This is a genomic window from Oryzifoliimicrobium ureilyticum, from assembly GCF_037199735.1.
GTDB classification, from domain to species: Bacteria; Pseudomonadota; Alphaproteobacteria; order Rhizobiales; family Rhizobiaceae; genus Rhizobium; species Rhizobium ureilyticus.
This window is the reverse complement of record NZ_JBBBVQ010000021.1, coordinates 15,392-33,580: the sequence shown is the minus strand read 5'-3', so window position 1 is coordinate 33,580 and position 18,189 is coordinate 15,392. Positions and strand designations below refer to the sequence as shown.

Genomic DNA, 18,189 nt, shown 5'->3' with positions numbered 1-18,189 from the left:
AACATAACCCGATGGACATGGAAAAAAACGCGGCAAGCCGTTCGCGGCGGGCAAAGGCTCTTGAGGCCGACGCCGGCGTAGAGCCGAAAAAGGTATCGCGAAACCCGAAGCGGACGCATGCAGCCATCCTTGCTGCCGCGACCGATGAGTTCATGGCTCATGGGTTCGGGGGCGCACGCATTGATGCGATCGCCGCAAAAGCCAAGACGAACAAGCGCATGCTCTACCACTATTTTGGAGACAAAGAGGCGCTCTATCTTGCAGTACTCGAAGCCAGCTACACCTCCATCCGAAATGCGGAAAAGACACTGGATCTGACACATCGCGATCCCGAGGAGGGGATCCGCGAGCTCGCTCTTTTCACCTGGCATTATTTTCTGAAGCACCCCGAATTTTTGAGCCTTCTGGTCACGGAAAACATGCACCAAGCTCGTTATCTCAAGCGGTCGGACACGATCGCTGCCATGCATTCTCATTTCATTGCCGAGCTGTCTGAGGTTCTGAGACTGGGTCAGGTAAAAGGACTGTTCCGTGAGGGGATAGATCCGCTATCGGTCTATTTGACCATTGCCGCTCTTGGCTTCTTTTACTTATCGAACCGCCATACGCTGTCGACCATCTTCGAGAGAGATCTGAGCGCTGCCGCAGCGATCAAGGCCTGGGGCGAGCACATCGTCTCCGTCACACTCGCATCCATCAAACTTTAAGGGCGAACGAGATTTTTTTCGAAGGGAGATTGACAAAACCGATTTCCCTGCGCGATCTTGTAACCAGATAGTTACATGTGGCGACCGAGTAAGTGACTGAATTCGTGGAGGAATTCGTTTGCTCGGTTTACTTCGGGAGGACGCTCATGAAACGCCTTGGCATCATTATGCATGGCATCACCGGCCGAATGGGGCTCAATCAACATTTGATCAGATCGATCGTCGCTCTGAGGGCGCAAGGCGGCCTTCAGCTTGCCAGCGGGGAGCGGGTAATGCCTGATCCTATCTTGGTCGGCCGCAACGCGGCGCGGCTCGAAGAGCTGGCGAAAACCTACGGTCTTGAGCGGTGGACGACGGATCTTGATGCGGCCTTAGCCAATCCTGACGATATCATCTTTTTCGATGCGGCAACGACGCAGATGCGGACAACCCTGCTTTCCAAAGCGCTGGATGCAGGTAAGCATATCTACTGCGAAAAGCCCATCTCGGATGATCTCGACGCGGCTGTGGCGCTTGCCCGCAAAGCCAAGGTATCCGGGCTCAAGAACGGCGTCGTCCAGGACAAGCTTTTCCTGCCCGGTCTGCGCAAACTCGCAATGCTGCGCGACTCCGGCTTTTTCGGTAAAATCCTCTCGGTCCGCGGAGAGTTCGGCTACTGGGTTTTCGAGGGCGATTGGCAGGCGGCGCAACGTCCGTCATGGAACTATCGCACGGCCGATGGCGGCGGCATTATCCTGGATATGTTGTGCCACTGGCGATACGTGCTCGATAATCTCTTCGGAGAGGTCAAGTCGGTCAGCTGTCTCGGCGCAACGCACATTCCGCAACGTGTCGATGAAGCCGGCAGGTCTTATACCGCAGATGCCGACGATGCCGCCTATGCAACTTTCGAACTCGCTGGTGGCGTGATCGCGCACATCAATTCCTCTTGGGCGGTGAGAGTGCGCCGCGATGATTTGGTGACGTTCCAGGTCGATGGCACGCATGGCTCTGCAGTGGCCGGGCTAACGCGCTGCTGGACCCAGCATCGCGTTAACACGCCAAAGCCGGTCTGGAACCCCGACCAGCCCCAGACCATCGATTTTTATAAGACCTGGGACGAGGTTCCGGACAACCAAATTTACGATAATGGTTTCAAGGTGCAGTGGGAGATGTTCCTCAGGCATGTGCTTGAGGATGCGCCCTGGCGCTTTACTCTCGAAGAAGGCGCAAAAGGCGTTCAACTGGCCGTTCTTGGCTTGCAGAGCTGGCGAGAACGCCGGTGGCTTGATGTACGCCCTTTGGAGATCTGACCATGGCGAGCCTGACCCTGCCGAACGCAGATGGTCGTCTTGAAAACTACAAGATGACAGGCGTGCCGATCCCTTTGGCACGCCGCTCTGCGACGAGCTTTCCCCGTATTGCCTTTGCTGCGGCCCATGTCGTTGCAGATCCTCTCGCAGACAATGATCCATGGCTGACGCCGGCGATCGATTGGGACAAGACATTGGCTTTTCGCCACAGGCTTTGGGACCTGGGTCTCGGTGTCGCGGAAGCCATGGATACCGCTCAACGCGGTATGGGTCTTGGATGGACTGAGGCGAAAGACTTGATGCGTCGATCTTTCCAGGAGGCAAGGGGACGCTCCGATGCCTTGATTGCGGGCGGTGCGGGCACAGATCACCTGCAGCCTGTGCCTGGCCTGTCGCTCAATGACGTGATGACGGCCTATGAAAAACAGGTCGCCGCAGTGGAGGGCATGGGCGGGCGTATCATCCTGATGGCTTCGCGCGCGCTTGCCGCCGTCGCAAAGGGGCCTGAAGACTATCTCGCAGTCTACGATCGAATATTGAGACAGGTGCGCGAACCCGTCATCATCCATTGGCTGGGAGAGATGTTTGACCCAGCTCTCGAGGGCTATTGGGGTTCGAAGGACCATTGGGCGGCAATGGAGACGTGCCTGCAAGCAATTCAAGCTCATCCGCACAAAGTCGATGGCATCAAGGTCTCCCTGCTTTCGAAGGAAAAGGAAGTAGCGATGCGAGCGCGTCTGCCAGACGGCGTTCGCATGTTTACGGGAGACGATTTCAATTATGCCGAACTGATTGCCGGCGATAGCCAGCATGCGTCCGACGCTCTGCTTGGTATCTTTGATGCTATCGCGCCAGCGGCCTCAGCAGCTTTGGCTGCGCTGGGAGAGGGCAAAGAGCGGGAATTTTTCGATCTGCTCGATCCGACGGTTCCCCTTTCACGTCATATCTTTAAGGCTCCAACCCGTTTTTATAAAACAGGGGTTGTCTTTTTAGCCTATCTGAATGGTCTGCAAGACCATTTTCGAATGGTCGGAGGGCAGGAGAGCGCCCGATCGCTCATTCACCTGTCGGACTTATTCCAGCTTGCCGACAAAGCACGCGTTCTTTCCGATCCAGATCGCGCGTCTGATCGCATGCGCAAGTTCCTAGCAGCTCAGGGAATTGCTTGATCGATGAGCCACGCACCGAAGATCAAGCTTGTTGACGCGGAAATGTTCGAACGGCCCGTCAAGCTCCGTTTGCCTTTCCGTTTTGGAGCGGCCACGCTTCGTGAAGCCAAGCAGGCCTTCGTTCGGATCGTTCTGGAAGACGATGGCGCCCGCCGTTCCACCGGGATGGCAGCCGAGTTGATGGTTCCAAAGTGGTTCGACAAGTCGCCGAACCTGTCCAATGCGGACAATGAGGATCAACTACGGCGCTCATTGATGCTGGCTGTTGATGCCATGAAATTGGCTGGAATGAATACGGCATTTGGACTGCATGTTGACATTGAAGCTGATCACCACGCCCGTATGGCAGAGCAGGGATTGAATGGTCTTGTTGCATCCTTTGGCTTGGCCCTGATCAATCGTGCCGTTCTTGATGCTCTATGCCGCTTGAGCGGCAGAACGATCACCGCAGCGATCAACGTCAATCTTCCTGGTTTGCATGGCGCAACGGCACCTGATCTCGATGGCTTCGACTTCAACTCTTTCTTGTCAGGTCTCAGGCCCTCCAGAACGATCGCGGCGAGACACACCGTCGGATTGGTCGACGCGATCATGACCGAAGAGATTGATGCTGGTGCAGCTCTTGGCGATGGCCTTCCCGAGAGCCTTGAGCAGGCGATAGAGACTTACGGCCTGACCTTCTTCAAGGTGAAAGTGTCGGGCGATATTGCGGCAGATCTTGATCGCCTTCATCGCATCGCTCACCTTCTCGACCGCAAGGTCAAAACCTATTCCGTGACGCTTGATGGCAATGAGCAATTTGCGTCGGCCGATGCGGTTGGAGAACTGTTCAGGCAAGTTGAGGGCGATGCTCGCCTTGCCAAATTCGCCCGCTCGATCCTCTTTATCGAGCAGCCGATCGCACGTGCCCATGCCTTTGAAAAACCCGTCGAAAAGCTCCGCGCATTTCGTCCGATCGAAATCGATGAATCGGATGCGAATATGGAGGCGTTCCCAACGGCCAGGGAGCTTGGCTACACCGGCATATCGTCAAAATCCTGCAAGGGTTTCTATCGTTCCTTGCTCAATCGCGCCCGGGTCGAAAAGTGGCATGCTGAAGATGGCAAGGATTACTTCATGTCTGCGGAGGATCTTACCACACAGGCCGGACTTGCCGTCCAGCAGGACCTCGCGCTGGCTGCGTTGATCGGCATGGGTCATGTCGAGCGCAACGGTCACCACTATGTCGACGGCATGGCGGGTGCGCCGCGCGATGAACAGTCCCGGTTCGTTAACGCGCATGGCGATCTCTATGCCATGTCACATGACGCGGCACGCCTCAAAATAAATAATGGCCGCATTGAGCTAGGCAGTGTTCTTGATGCCATCGGGCTTGGATCGGCTGTGGAACCCGACTGGACGGTCATGCAAACAATGTCGCAAGGGAGAGGCTGATGGCGCTTGAAGGACTGTCCATTAATCTTGCGACGCTGCGTGGCGCATGGGGATTTGCCGAGGCCGTTGACGGTTGCCTGGCACGCGGGATTACGGCCATCGCACCCTGGCGTGATCAGGTTGCGGCCATCGGCATCGAAGAAGCAGCGCGGATCGTCCGTCAGAACGGGTTGCGCGTCACAGGCCTCTGCCGCGGCGGCATGTTTCCAGCGCCAGATGCCGCCGGCCGTCAGGCCGCCATCGATGACAATCGACGGGCCATCGATGAAGCGGTCGCATTAAATGCAGATTGTCTGGTTTTTGTGGTCGGCGGCTTGCCGGCTGGCTCGAAGGATATCGCTGCCGCTCGGCAGATGGTGGAAGATGGGTTTCACGCTATCCTGCCGCATGCGCGCTCAGCTGGACTGAAACTTGCCATAGAGCCGCTTCATCCGATGTACGCGGCTGATCGCGCTTGTGTGAATACGCTGAAGCAGGGTCTCGATCTTGCTGGTCGGCTGGGATCGGACGTTGGTGTGGCCATCGATGTCTATCACGTCTGGTGGGATCCGGATCTTGCCGAAGGCATCGCCCGCGCCGGCCGCGAAAGCCGGATTTTTGCCCATCATATTTGCGATTGGTTGGTGCCGACGCGTGACCTTCTTCTTGATCGGGGCATGATGGGCGATGGGGTTATCGACCTCAAGTCGATCCGCAGAATGATCGAAGCGGCAGGCTATCAGGGTCCGCAGGAAGTCGAGATCTTTTCAGCCGAAAACTGGTGGAAGAAGCCCGGCGGCGAAGTGCTCGATACTGTCATAGAGCGTTTCAAAACAGTGTGCTGACCGTTGGTCGGTGGGAGGATAGAGATGCAGCAGTCAACAAGAACGCGTTATGCCCTGGTTGGCACCGGCCACCGGGGTACGACCATGTGGGGCAAGGATATCGTCGAGCGGTGGCATGGTGAAGTGGAACTGGTCGCCGTTTGCGACTTGAACTCCCTTCGCGCCGAGCGAAGCCTTCGATATATGGGCGCAAGCGTCACGATCTATACGGATTTCGACGAGATGTTGCGCGTCGAGCGGCCCGCGCTGGTGATCGTCTGCACGAAAGACTCCACGCATGACGACCTGATCGTCAAGGCAATGGAGGCCGGCGCCAACGTCATCAGCGAAAAGCCGATGACGACGACCGCTGAGAAGATCAAACGTATTCTCGATGCGGAGCGTCGGACCGGTCGGCGATTGGATATTTCTTTCAACTATCGCTTTGCGCCAACCTCGGCTCGCATCAAGGAGCTCCTCAGTTCCGGTGTGATCGGCGACGTCACGTCCGTGGACTTCCACTGGTATTTGGATAACAGCCATGGTGCCGATTATTTCAGGCGCTGGCACGCCTTTACGGAAAATTCAGGAAGCCTTTTCGTTCATAAGGCAACCCATCATTTCGATCTTCTCAATTGGTACCTCGATTCAGATCCGGAAATGGTGTCGGCTTTCGCCGATCTAAAGCACTACGGCCGCAAAGGACCTTTTCGGGGCGAGCGCTGTCGCACCTGTCCTCACAAGAACGAATGCGACTACTATTTCGATATCAGCGCTGTTCCCCTCCTCGAAAGTCTTTATGAAGATCCCTCTGGCGAGGACGGCTATGTTCGCGATGCCTGTGTTTTTCGCGAAGACATCGATATTCCCGACACGATGGTCACTTCGATCCGCTACAAGAACGGCGTCCACGTTTCCTATTCGCTCAACACTTACATGCCCATCGAAGGCCATCATATCGCGTTCAATGGGCACAAAGGCCGTATCGAGCTGCGCCAATATGAAAAGCAACCCTGGACGGAGCCGCCAGCGGACGAGATTGTCGTGATGCGTAGCTTCGAACCGGTCGAGCGCATCTGGGTACCACATTCCTCCGGAGGCCACTACGGCGGCGATGACCGGCTGCGCAACATGCTGCTCAACAAGAATAAGCCGAATGACGAGCTGAAGCAGAGAGCGGGATCGCGCGCCGGTGCCATGTCGGTCTTGTGCGGTATTGCGGCGCTGCAAAGCAGCCGAAGCGGTAAGCCAGTATCGATTTCGGATGTTTGGGGCGATGATAGCGCCCTCGGTCTTTTAGAGCGCGCTTAACCGGCCGACCTTGTTGCCAGCCGGCCGCAACCGCTGCAGACTATGCGGACGGCAGGCGCTTCAGGATATCAATAAGACACTTGGCATCTTGCAACAGAATTTCGAGGCGGTCGTCTTTGACAAATTCGAGCATCGCATAGCGTCGATCTCCCCATCGCCCTTCCGGAATGGCGGCAAGAGCAGTTTCCCAATAACGGGCGGCACTTGCGAGCGGATACCGGTTTCGATCAGCGTCCCAGGCAAAGACGTGCACGTGGGAAATGTGATGGCCGATCTCACGAATTTCTTGGAGCGCATCACCGATCAAAAGCCCCGGTCTTGGCTGCCAATAGAGATAGACGTTCTCGTGAGCGATCGCCTCGATCAGAGACTTGGCAGAAGCGGTCGTATCCGTCAGCGATTTCGGATGATACTCCAGAGAAAGCGTTACGCCCGCCTCCTTTGCGGTCTGGCCCATTTCTCGGATCAGACGGCCAGTCTGCTCGCGCTCTTGGGGTGAGTACGAGATCGAGTCGCGGCCCCTTGTGCCTGGCCAAATGCGCATATTGGTTGCGCCGAGCTCCATTGTGGTCTTGAGCGCGATCTCAAAACGGGCGTGATCGTCCGTGGGCGGGGCGACATAGGACCCGTAGGAAAGAGCGAGCCCGGCCTCGCCTGTATGCACCGAAACCTCTTTCGCCGTTTCAAGATTTTCCGGTGGCACATGGACGTCGCCGGCCCATTCGATTGCTTCAAGTCTCGCCTGCTTCGCGAGAGCCACAATCTCCTTCGGAGCCAAATTGCGAAAGGTCACCGAGCACAGCGCCGGTTCGAACGCCGTCATGCCATATACTCCAGGTCTTTCTTGCAAATTGCATGATGGAGGCGTTCTCCGTTGATGAATCGGGCAACTTCATCGACGGCCATTTCGCCCAGCCGGGTCTGTTCCAAGCCGATCGCACCTGCAATATGCGGTGTCAGGAAGACATTCGGAAGATCGTAGAAATCGCTGTTTTGCTGCGGGATTTCAGGCTCCGTGACATCGATGATTGCATCGATCCGCCCAACGCGGAGGTGCTTCAGCAAGGCAGCCTCGTCCACCAGTGCGCCACGCGCCGTGTTGATGAAAGTTGCCCCCTCTTTCATCGACGACAACAAGTCGTCATTGATCATGTGCCTGGTTGACGCGAGTGAAGGTGCATGGACAGAGACAATATCGCTTTCTGCCATCAAATTTTCCAGTGAGCTGAGTGTCACGCCAAGATCAGCCGCCTCGGCTTCGCTCACAAACGGATCGTAAAGCAGAATTTGATAGTCGAATGGTTTCAGGAGCTGAATGACCCGTCGGCCTATTTTCGATGCCCCAATCAGTCCGATGATACGGCGATAGTTTCCGATCGGTTCGGCTTGCATGGTTCGCGTGCGGGCGCGCCCGCGATCATTGATGTAGAGGTCACGGAAGCGGAAGACCTTCTTTCCGGCAAAAAGGATTGCTGCCAGGGTGAATTCTGCAACTGGCTGTGCATTTGCGTCCGCAGCATGCGTGACGACAATGCCCGCATCGAAGACAGAACCGTCGATCAAACCTTTGACGGTTCCGGCAGCATGGGCGATCATCTTCAACTGCGGCATCTGACGTAAAAAAGCTGCATCGATGCGAGGGGCTCCCCATCCGGTCACCAGAATTTCTGTCTCGTGAACTGCGATTGGAAGGTCGGTGGCAGAAAGGTCCTGGAGAGGAAATGAGGTTGAAAGCCTTCCAAGGGAGCCGAGCCGCTCTTTGAGCCGATCGGGAAGGACGTAGGTTGTTCTTTTCCGATCCATAGCGATCGTGATGACGGGGCCTGTCATTTTATGCTACCTGGCGCTTCAATAGCGCTAACCCTCGTTCCCGTTTCAGCAAAACGCCTTTCGAGATCCGCCAAAGTGGGCGCATCAGGAGGGTTGTTCCAACCATCGTCGAAGCTTCCACCCCTCACAGCCATCACGGCTGCGCACAGAATTGTTTGTCCGGCAGGAATGTCAGCGCGTAGTTGCGGAACAAGGGTCTTTGAGACCATCAGGTTGGTGTTCGGCAAGGGCTTTTGCACGAAACCCTCTCTTGGAACTGATGATCCGATATCGACGATACCCGAGAAATCAAATTCACCCAGCGCGCTTGCTGATCGGTTCGCTGAGGTCGAATGATCAAGGTCGCCATCGCGCTTTGCAATGGCAAAACCGCCTTCGATGCATTTCAGGGAGCGGGGAGTTTTGATTCTATGAATGCGGAGATGCCAGGGCGCTGCGGCGACCAGCCAGGTTTCGATCGTGACCTCGGGCCATGGATGCCATTTTGCGTAAACTGCATCGCCGGCAATTTGCGCATCTTCATTCGTTTCGCGAACACGATAGTGAATGCGGTCGTCGCTCAAGGACAGCATGGAATCGAAAGCACCGGTGGCAAAGCCTCGCTCGTCGACTTCGATGCTGAAACCGTAGTGGGCTGAATAAGCGAACTTGGCGTATTTTTCCGGCCCGCAGCGCATCTGCAGGTTTTCCTGTCCTGACGACAACGCCACGACATCCTGTCCCGACCGCATCATGATCATGCCCGGATGCGGGAGGGGATGGTGGATCGGCGCCTGTGGTAGCGATGCCTCGGGTGCCGTCCAGAACGGATGTTCTTCTTCCAATGCCAAGGGCAGGAAAGCCTTGAAAGCCCAATAAGGCGATCCTGCGGAATTATAGCTCTCCGACATGGTCAGTTGCGGATAAGCATAGCCGATCGACAAGACGCCGTCGCTATTTGCGATCGGTTGACGAGACCACCATCTGATGTGGCGAAGCGTCAGTCCCTTGACCTCGCCCCAAGGCAGAGCCTCTTCCCCCGCGAAAGCAAGGGCAGACCAGAAGCCGGCGCAAGCGAAGCGGTAGGTCAGACTTCTGCCGAAGGGGACGACCGCTCCATCTTCGGCAAACCAGGTGCTGAAATCTCTTGCGAAGAGGCGTGCCCTTTCTCGGTATCGTTGCCCATGATCATCATCGACCAACCTCGCATAGATCAGGCCATAGAAATGCATCGCAAAGGGTACGTAGTGATCAATCCGACGAATGTTGCCGTCCCGATACCAACCGTCAGCGATGTAAAAGCCGTCGAGTTCAGCAAGATAGGCTTTCGTGAGACTACGATCGAAGTCGACACCGAGCCGGTCGAGTGCGATGTCGACAAGAATCCGAAAGAACTTCCAGTTGTTCTCCGCGTAATCGAACTGTCGGGCATGCTTTAAATAGGCGATGAGACGGTCACGTGCTTCTCCTTTCAAAGGATCCCAGAGGCGCTCTGGCACAAGGGCTAGAGCAAAGCCCAAGGCTGCAAGCTCCACCATCCGCTGGTCGCGCCCGTTCACGCTCCCCCAGTATTCGGGATGCTTCGGATCAGTCCCGTTGGCTATGCCTTCCGCATATCGATCCCAATGCGCAAAGCGCCCACCTCCGGCCGCAAATGGGGCAAGACCCCAGAGCGGACGGGCAAATCCTTCTAGATCCGCTGCTGCGCGATCGAAATGGGCCCCCACAGCATCGAGCCGGACCCGTGCATTGCCGTTTGAGAAAAAAGGAAGAAGAGGATCGAAAAGATCCAGAAGGCCTTTCGCCATCTGTTCGCGTGTCTGCATCATATTGCCGAAGAGCGGGTTGGCGGTTGCTGCATCAAAGGTCATGACCGGCTCCTCAACCATTTTCGGAAAGTGTTCCGCCAGCAATTGGCGTGACGGCGTGTAGGATTTGTCGACACGGGATGGATCGATCACGCAGACGGGTCGTGAGAAGATTGATGGCCTCCTTCCCCAGCGCTGCGCGGTCGACCCTCATTGTTGCAAGGCGCGGATCCGTCATTTGGGCGCATGGCAGGTCGTCAAAGCCGACAACGGAAAAGTCATGCGGGATGCTCAGGCCTGCCTCCAGAACGGCATCCAATACGCCGACCGCGATGAAATCATTCATGCAAAAGGCTGCGGTAAAACCTTCTTTTCCCGCCAGGGCAGCGATGGTGGCTTCGTGTGCCTCCTCGCTGGTCACGGCTTTGAATGGCAGGGTGATGACGCGGCCCTCACATCCGTCGCTTTCGGCAATAGCCGTTTTGAACCCACGAATTCGTTCGCGGATTGTATGGCGATGAGAGCCGGTCAAGTGCAGGATCCTGCGATGACCAGCGGCGATCAGCCTTTGGGTCGCCGCATATGCGCCGTAAAAGTTGGAGGGCGAGATACTATCAAAATGCATGAGAGGATCGATCCCGTTGACCAGCGCCGTCATGATACCGCGCTGCATCAGACCTTCTCGCAGATCCTCAGTCGGATCAATGCCGACCAGGGCCAGTCCCACCGCGCCCGTCTGTGTCAGATAGTCCTCGATCTGTTCTGTCCGCATCGTCGATTGTCGGATGAGACGCATGTCGAATCCTATTCCACGCTCATCCGAAGCTGCGCGCAAACCTTCGGCAATCCCTTCATAGAACACACTGAGACCGCCGGTCGCGCTGTCACTGGCAATGAGCGCAAGGACGCCGTTGGACGCTTCATGTGGCGACCGAACGCGATAACCCATCTCGTTCGCCACTTTTAGGATCGAATTCCGGATGGCTTCGCTAATGCCCTGTTCGTTGGACAGAACGCGAGAAACGGTTGAGATAGACACGCCGCAGGCAGCGGCAATGTCAGCTTGTCGAAGGCGCTTGGGCGAAGAGTCAGTCATGTCCAATAATTTGCGCAAATTATGCAAATTTGCAATATAAATGGATTTTATTGCAAAAAGAAAATTTTCTTGCATTATGGCGGCTCGCAGTTCAGCGGGTCGCGCGATGGAGGATCACGTGCCCGATCGCCAAGGAGGAGACTTTCATGGATGTAACGCGCCGATCCTTTATGCTGGCATCAGCGGGAGTAGCTGCAGGGCTGAGCTTCAGCCGCGCTACGTTCGCGCAAGAGCAACGCCTGCGCGCACTGTGGTGGGGATCGAACGATCGCACCAAGCGAACGATGAGCGTTATAGATCTCTTCAACCAGAAGAACCCAGGCGTATCCTTCGTTGGCGAGGCGATTAGCGGCGATGGTTATTGGACGAAGCTTGCAACGCAGATGGGAAGCCAGGATATCTCCGACGTCTTCCAACTCGAGCCCAGCACAATTTCCGATTACTCACAGCGCGGCGCATGCATGCCCCTTGAGAAATTCGTACCGTCTATCTTGAAGGTCGATGACTTCGGGCAGGACATGCTGAAGCTCACCACGATGCGCGATCATCTGTGGGGCGTTGGATTGGGGCTTAATTCCTTTACCCTGCTTGTCGATACCGTCGCCTTCGAAAAAGCAGGCATCCCGGCACCCGGGCCCGATACGACCTGGAAGGAATATGCCGAGATTGCGGTGGAAGTGACGAAGGCTGCGGGACGCCGCGGCTACGCGGGTGGCCCCTACGGTGCGCGGTATAACTACGTCTTCGATGCCTGGCTACGCCAGCGCGGCAAGAGCCTTTACGCCGCAGAGGGCGGGCTTGGCTTTGGCGTCGACGAAGCAAAGGAATGGTTCAGCTACTGGGAGGATCTGCGCCAGAAAGGCGGCACCGTGGCTGCCGACGTCCAAACGCTCGATCAAAATACCATTGAAAGTAACTGCCTTTCCATGGGTAAATCGGCCATGGGAATGGCTTATTCCAATCAACTCGTCGGTTACCAGCTTGTCATCAAGAACAAGCTCGATATCACGCTGCTGCCGCGCGAAACCAAGGGTGGACCATCGGGCCATTATTACCGTCCAGCTTTGATCTGGAGTCTGGGAGCCACCAGCAAAAATCCGGAGACAGCCGCAAAATTCATCAATTTTTTCGTCAATGATATCGATGCGGGAAAAATCCTCGGTGTTGAAAGAGGTGTGCCTCTTTCGCCCAAGGTACGAGAGGCGATCTTGCCGCAGCTTAATCCAACGGAGCGACAGACCGTGGACTACATCAATCTTCTAAAGGACCAGGTCGGCGATTACCCATCTCCAGCGCCAATGGGGTCCACTGAATTCGACCAGAAGATATTGCGGCCGACCGCTGACGAACTTGCCTTTGGAAGAACCAGCGTTGCCGAGGCCGCCGAGAAGCTTGTCACCGAAGGCAAGCGGGTGATCCGGGTCTAAACATCAAGCTTGGCGTGTGCCTCGGTATGTCTGGCAAGCACGCCGTCCTTTCATCGCCGGGTTGCGATCTCTTCTCGCCAACGCGCACCATAGGATGCCAGAGCGGAAACATCACTCACGATAGCCTTGCCGGCCTTGTCTGAAAGTGCAATGCCAGTAAGAAGGGCAGCGCCCTGGCTTGTTCCAGTTGCGCCTGCCGACGAAATGACATGCCTGCCGATCAAGGTCGAAAGGGCTTTGAGATAAAGGCTATTGGCAGCAAAAGGTCCTTCGACAATGACAGGGCCTCTAGCGCCGACCAGTTGGAGACATGTTTGCGTCATGAGCGCAAGATAAAGGCTGACAGCGGCGCGACGCTCCGTAGAGCTAACCGAGCCGTCGTTGATCCAGACACCCTCCATTGTCGGGAAGGGGCCGGAGCCCTTCACGACATTTGGAAGAAGCATGAGTTCTTTTGCCAACACCTCAGGAAGCGCGGCTTCGATTTCTTCCGGCTTGGCGTTTGCGATGCTTCGATCGAGGATCTCGAATTCGCGCCCGCCCATGAACCGCGCCGACGGTACTGGCCTGCCGTAGGCATCCACATTGGCAAGCGTATCGCGCGCTGGATCGAGTTGAGCAAGGTCGCCCCCCACGCCGAAGGCAATAACCCAAGTTCCGGTTGAAACGACGGCAAAAGGAGGCTTCGTCTTTACAAGATGAGGCAAGAGAGAAGCGTTTGAATCATGGATGCCGCAATAAACCGGAACCTCGTCTGTAACGCCGATTTCCACGGCAATCGCAAGCTTAAGGACGCCGAGAGCGTCGAAGGCGGAGTGGAGCGGTGCCATTCGCCCGCCGATATCCAGCCTGTCGACGAGCTTGGAATATCGGTTATGCTCCGGAGCCCAAAGATCGGTATGACAGCCGAGAGATGTCACCTCGTTCGCCGCCGCGCCCGTTAAGCGCCATGCCCAATATTGCGGGTAAGTGAGGATGGTTTGAACGCAGGAGAATGCTTCTTGGAACGCAGTTTTCTGGAAATGCAGCTGCGCACCAAGGTTCAGGCCCATGGGCTGGCGCGGTGAGAAGGTTTCGGAAAACGGCGGGCGCAAGCGGTCGTACTCCTCGACGATCGCCGCTGGATAGCTGTATTCATAGTCCAGCACTGGGAGAGCGAGTTCGCCATCAGCATCAAGCAGGGCAGCTGCAGCGCCATGTGTTGTGATGGAAATTGCATCAAAGCCGGGTGCTGAGGCGAAGCTTGCAAGCGCCTCAAGCGTAAAAGCCCACAGCGCGTCTATATCGAAATGCGGATAGGGCGCGATCGCGAGCACCTTATTGCGGGTTTTGCGCACCGCGATTTCTGCGCCCGTGTCAGCTTCGACAATCACGAGTTTTGCATTTGTCTTGCCGATGTCGAGAACGGCAATTCGGCGATAAGCGGTGGTGATCGCATGTGTCATGGCATGTAAAACACGGAGGTCAGATCATGGCTGAGGGGGGAATTGTCCGCATTGGTTTCCATGATGTCTGCCATATGTGCCCACCATCGTTTCATCACCGGATGATCGGGAAGCGCCGCCATTCCGTGAGCGCTTGCGCGTGTCAAAACCCCAAAGAGGATGCCGGTTTCGCGATCGAGGTAAATGGCGTAGTCCGAAACACCCGCATCGTGGAGAAGCGCTACGAGCTCGGGCCAGATTTCGTCATGACGACGCCTGTACTCGTCCTCCATTCCAGGATTGAGCTTCATCTTGAAAGCGTATTTTTCGTGCGTCCCGTTGATCATTTTGAGCTCATCATTTTGAACCGGCGGCCAAGGATCGGGACAGCGATCGTGATGATCAAAAGCAGACCGATAAAGATGGACATCACGATGCCGGGTACGTTGAGCAGTCCCAGACCAAAAGTGACCAGTCCCATCACAAAAGCGGCAATTACCACGCCGCCAATCGTCCCTGCACCGCCGAGGATGGATACCCCGCCAAGCACTACCATGGTGACGACTTCCAACTCCCAGCCCTGCGCGATCGAGGGTCGGGTCGAGCCAAGGCGCGATGTGAGGCAAACGGCGGCGATGCCGCTCATCAAGCCCGTGAGAAGGAAAAGGATAAACTTGATCCGCTCCACGGGCAGACCGGAGAAACGCGCTGCGAAGTCGTTATTGCCAATCGTGAAGACCTGACGGCCGAAGTTTGTGGCGTGAAGCAAGACTGCGAAGAAGACCGCGAGGACGGCAAACAAGACGAATTCAAAAGAAAATGCCCACACCACATAGCCCTGGCCGAAGTAGGCAAAGCTCTCAGGGTATTTGCCATAGGCCTGGTCGCCGAGCACGATGTAGGAAATACCACGGAAGAGGCTCATCGTTCCGATCGTCACCACGATCGACGGAAGCTTCATCACCGAGACGAGGAAGCCGTTGAAGGCGCCGCAAGCCACGCCGACACCGATCCCGATGGCCACCAGCGCTGGCGTGTCGACGCCGATTTGTGCTGCCGCGCCCATAGCCGTTGATGCAAGAGCAATAATTGCAGCCACGGAAAGATCGATCTCGCCTGCAATGATCAACATGGCCATAGCAAAGGCAATCATTGCCTTTTCGGTAAAGTTGAAGGTCGCATCCGAAAGGTTCCAAGCGTTCAGAAAATATGGGGATGCCAATGCGTTGAAAATGAAGATCAGGACGGCAACCCCGAACAGGAGCGTTTCCCAACGGGTCAGCAGTCGGCTGAAACGGGTCCCAAGCCGGTCCGGGATGATACGCTTTTGGGTTTCTTCTGACGGATGCGTCATGCCAGTACCTCCTGGCTGGGTTCTTCAACCGATCTATTGCGCAGGATGATGCGGCCGCGATTCTTTTCCCGGCGTGCATTGAAGACGACGGCGAAGATGATCACCGTGCCTGAAATCGCCATCTGCGTGAAAGGCGAGATGCCAATGACGGGAAGTGCATTCTTGATGACGCCCAGAAACAGCGATCCCAGCACAGCACCGACAACCGAACCTACACCGCCTGCAATCGAGATGCCGCCGATAACGCAAGCTGCAACGCTGTCGAGTTCGAAACCATTGGCGATATCGACATAGGCAACCGCATAACGCGAGACCCAAAGATAACCACAGAGCCCGGCTAGGGCGCCCGACAACACGAAGGCAAAAAATCGGGTTCGCCCTACATCGATACCCGCATAAACCGCAGCTGTAGGATTTCCGCCCGCGGCATAGATCGAGCGGCCGATCGGCGAATGGCGCAGCATGAGATAGATCAGTGCGACGATGACGATGCCTATCCAGCCAAGAACCGGAAGGCCGAGAATTGAGGCGCGTGGTACATTTAGGAATGTCGGGGTCATTTGATGGGCGTTCACCCATGCACCGCCGGAGAGCACGAAGGTCATGCCGCGGTAGATCGTCAGCGTACCGAGTGTAACGACAATGGGCGGCATTTCCAGGTTCCAGACAAAGAAGCCGTTGATCGCTCCGAGAGCGGCTCCGATTGCGATCGCTGCAAGGACGAGGAAAACAAGGGGAATACCCGGGTAGGCGGCGTTGATCATTGCGATCGCCATTCCCGTAAAAGCAAGGTTGGCGGCAACGGACAGATCGATCGACTTCGTCAGGATGACGGTCATCTGCGCGAGCGCCAGAATGATCAGGATCGATGTGTCGTTGAAGATCCCGGCGAGGTTGGTTGGCGAAGCAAAACCGTCGGCGCGGCTCGAAAAGCCCGTGATCATCACGACGATGATCAGGAGGAGCAGGGTTTCACGTCTTTTCAGCAAAGAAATCATGGCGTGTCCTCAGGCATTACCGGTGGCGGCGCGAACGAGGGCTTCCGGTGTCAGACCATCGCGATCAAACATGCCGGCCATCAGGCCCTCTTTCATCACAAGGACCCGGTCCGACATTCCCAAGATCTCCGGAAGTTCGGAGGAAATCATGATGATGCTCAAACCCTCTGCGGCGAGCTCGCTGATAAAGGCGTGAACGGCAGCCTTGGATCCAATATCTATGCCTTTGGTTGGCTCGTCGAGAATGATGACCTTCGGCTGTGTCGCCAGCCACTTGCCAATGACGACTTTCTGCTGGTTGCCGCCGGAGAGCGTTCCGACCGGCACAGAAAGGGCAGCGGCACGAAGATCCAGTCTTTCCGCATAGCGACGGGCAAGAGCGAACTCATTTGCCGCATGAAGAAAGCCCTTGCGCGACGTCCGCGTCAGGGATGGCAGCGTCATATTCTGGTAGATCGGCATCGCCAATGCGAGACCGTGCCGCCCACGTTCTTCCGGGACATAAACAATGCCTGCGCTGATCGCGTCCGAAGGTGAGCGGATCGAAAGATCGCGTCCTTCCAGTCGCAGCCGTCCCTTGGCCGGCTTGGTGATGCCGAACAGGGATTGACAAAGTTCGGAACGACCGGCGCCAATCAACCCATAAACGCCAAGGATTTCGCCTCGTTTCAGATTGAAGGAGATGTCCTTGAACTCGGTGGGGTGGCAGTAGTTATCAACCTCCAGAACCGGACCGCCGATCCGGACGACTTGCTTTGGGAAGGCATCCTTGACTTCGCGGCCAACCATCATGCGAACGATTTCATCTTGGCCAATCTCGCCAAGCCGGCCGTGACCGACAGCGCGCCCATCGCGAAACACGACGAAATTATCGGCAATTTCATAAAGCTCATCGAACTTATGACTAATGAAAAGGATGGCTTTGCCTTGCGATTTCAGCGACCGAACGATCCGGAAAAGATCGTCGATTTCCTTGCGCGAGAGCGCTGCCGTCGGTTCATCCATGATGACGATGCGCGCTTCGACGGAGAGCGCCCTGGCGATCGCCACAAGATGACGCTGCGCGATGGACAGGTCTTTTAGGCGTACCAGCGGATCAATGTTACTCTCGAGGCGATGCAAAAGCTCAGCCGAGCGCTTCATCATTCTCGACCAGTCGATGGTGCCGAAGCGCGTCCGCGGCGCGTGACCAAGAAATATATTTTCGCCAACGCTCAGCTCGTCGAACAGGACGGTTTCTTGATGAATAGCCGTTACACCCGCATTCATCGCTGCCTGCGCATTGGCAAATGCCATAGGCTGACCATCGACGATGATTTCGCCCTCGTTCGGGCGATAAATTCCAGTCAGGATTTTAACGAGCGTCGATTTTCCGGCACCGTTTTCGCCGATGAGCGCGGTCACTTTTCCAGGGTACAGCGACAGGCTGACCCCATCGAGCGCTTTTACGCCTGGAAAGATTTGCGAAATGCCGCGCATTTCAAGAATGGCAGCTTCGCTGCCGGACGCCGATGCGGCCGGAGAAACGTTTTGAAGTGCGGGCTTCATCAGCACCAC

General features: G+C 56.2%; 16 protein-coding genes. 7 read left to right on the top strand and 9 right to left on the bottom strand.

What is annotated here, in order from left to right; genetic code table 11:
• Window positions 1-11: 11 nt before the first annotated feature.
• From VQ830_RS23030 to VQ830_RS23005, 6 genes are all read left to right on the top strand, one after another.
• Window positions 12-707, top strand: a complete 696-nt coding sequence (locus VQ830_RS23030; protein ID WP_337270563.1) for a TetR/AcrR family transcriptional regulator — start codon at window positions 12-14, stop codon at window positions 705-707.
• Window positions 708-853: 146 nt separating this feature from the next.
• Window positions 854-1,999, top strand: a complete 1,146-nt coding sequence (locus VQ830_RS23025) for a Gfo/Idh/MocA family protein (protein ID WP_337270503.1) — start codon at window positions 854-856, stop codon at window positions 1,997-1,999.
• Between the two features lie 2 nt (window positions 2,000-2,001).
• Window positions 2,002-3,168 (top strand): dihydrodipicolinate synthase family protein, encoded by a 1,167-nt coding sequence (locus VQ830_RS23020; protein ID WP_337270502.1) that lies wholly within the window; start codon window positions 2,002-2,004, stop codon window positions 3,166-3,168.
• A gap of 3 nt (window positions 3,169-3,171) precedes the next feature.
• The gene (locus VQ830_RS23015) at window positions 3,172-4,602 is read left to right on the top strand and encodes a mandelate racemase (protein ID WP_337270501.1); all 1,431 of its coding nucleotides are present in this window, start codon (window positions 3,172-3,174) and stop codon (window positions 4,600-4,602) included.
• Complete coding sequence (locus VQ830_RS23010; protein WP_337270500.1) at window positions 4,602-5,426, top strand: sugar phosphate isomerase/epimerase family protein; 825 nt, start codon at window positions 4,602-4,604, stop codon at window positions 5,424-5,426. The genes VQ830_RS23015 and VQ830_RS23010 overlap by 1 nt, the downstream gene beginning before the upstream one ends.
• A gap of 24 nt (window positions 5,427-5,450) precedes the next feature.
• On the top strand, window positions 5,451-6,716 hold the full coding sequence (locus VQ830_RS23005) for a Gfo/Idh/MocA family protein (protein ID WP_337270499.1): 1,266 nt from the start codon (window positions 5,451-5,453) through the stop codon (window positions 6,714-6,716).
• Window positions 6,717-6,756: 40 nt separating this feature from the next.
• Here the strand turns inward: VQ830_RS23005 and VQ830_RS23000 are convergent, their stop codons facing one another.
• The 4 genes from VQ830_RS23000 to VQ830_RS22985 are packed head-to-tail and all read right to left on the bottom strand — an operon-like array spanning window position 6,757 to window position 11,429.
• Window positions 6,757-7,539 (bottom strand): sugar phosphate isomerase/epimerase family protein, encoded by a 783-nt coding sequence (locus VQ830_RS23000; RefSeq protein ID WP_337270498.1) that lies wholly within the window; start codon window positions 7,537-7,539, stop codon window positions 6,757-6,759.
• Window positions 7,536-8,546 carry a hydroxyacid dehydrogenase gene (locus VQ830_RS22995; RefSeq protein ID WP_337270497.1) on the bottom strand — a complete coding sequence of 337 codons (1,011 nt, stop codon included), beginning with the start codon at window positions 8,544-8,546 and terminating at the stop codon, window positions 7,536-7,538. Before VQ830_RS22995 ends, VQ830_RS23000 begins: the two co-directional genes overlap by 4 nt.
• Window positions 8,543-10,396: a DUF2264 domain-containing protein gene (locus tag VQ830_RS22990; RefSeq protein WP_337270496.1), complete on the bottom strand. Its 1,854-nt coding sequence runs from the start codon at window positions 10,394-10,396 to the stop codon at window positions 8,543-8,545. Before VQ830_RS22990 ends, VQ830_RS22995 begins: the two co-directional genes overlap by 4 nt.
• A gap of 10 nt (window positions 10,397-10,406) precedes the next feature.
• Window positions 10,407-11,429, bottom strand: a complete 1,023-nt coding sequence (locus tag VQ830_RS22985) for a LacI family DNA-binding transcriptional regulator (RefSeq protein ID WP_337270495.1) — start codon at window positions 11,427-11,429, stop codon at window positions 10,407-10,409.
• Between the two features lie 146 nt (window positions 11,430-11,575).
• Here VQ830_RS22985 and VQ830_RS22980 point away from each other — a divergent pair, with 146 nt between their 5' ends.
• Entirely contained in the window at window positions 11,576-12,856 is a 1,281-nt protein-coding gene (locus VQ830_RS22980) for an ABC transporter substrate-binding protein (RefSeq protein WP_337270494.1), read from the top strand.
• 50 nt (window positions 12,857-12,906) lie between these two features.
• Here VQ830_RS22980 and VQ830_RS22975 read toward each other — a convergent pair whose 3' ends face one another.
• From VQ830_RS22975 to VQ830_RS22955, 5 genes are read right to left on the bottom strand one after another with little or no spacing between them, the layout of a single operon-like run.
• On the bottom strand, window positions 12,907-14,301 hold the full coding sequence (locus VQ830_RS22975) for an FGGY-family carbohydrate kinase (protein ID WP_337270493.1): 1,395 nt from the start codon (window positions 14,299-14,301) through the stop codon (window positions 12,907-12,909).
• The gene (gene rhaM / locus VQ830_RS22970) at window positions 14,298-14,627 is read right to left on the bottom strand and encodes an L-rhamnose mutarotase (protein WP_337270492.1); all 330 of its coding nucleotides are present in this window, start codon (window positions 14,625-14,627) and stop codon (window positions 14,298-14,300) included. Before rhaM ends, VQ830_RS22975 begins: the two co-directional genes overlap by 4 nt.
• Window positions 14,624-15,634: an ABC transporter permease gene (locus VQ830_RS22965; protein ID WP_337270491.1), complete on the bottom strand. Its 1,011-nt coding sequence runs from the start codon at window positions 15,632-15,634 to the stop codon at window positions 14,624-14,626. The genes rhaM and VQ830_RS22965 overlap by 4 nt, the downstream gene beginning before the upstream one ends.
• Window positions 15,631-16,632, bottom strand: a complete 1,002-nt coding sequence (locus VQ830_RS22960; protein ID WP_337270490.1) for an ABC transporter permease — start codon at window positions 16,630-16,632, stop codon at window positions 15,631-15,633. The genes VQ830_RS22965 and VQ830_RS22960 overlap by 4 nt, the downstream gene beginning before the upstream one ends.
• 9 nt (window positions 16,633-16,641) lie before the next feature.
• Window positions 16,642-18,180, bottom strand: coding sequence for a sugar ABC transporter ATP-binding protein (locus VQ830_RS22955; RefSeq protein WP_337270489.1), 1,539 nt, complete (start codon window positions 18,178-18,180; stop codon window positions 16,642-16,644).
• Window positions 18,181-18,189: the final 9 nt, after the last annotated feature.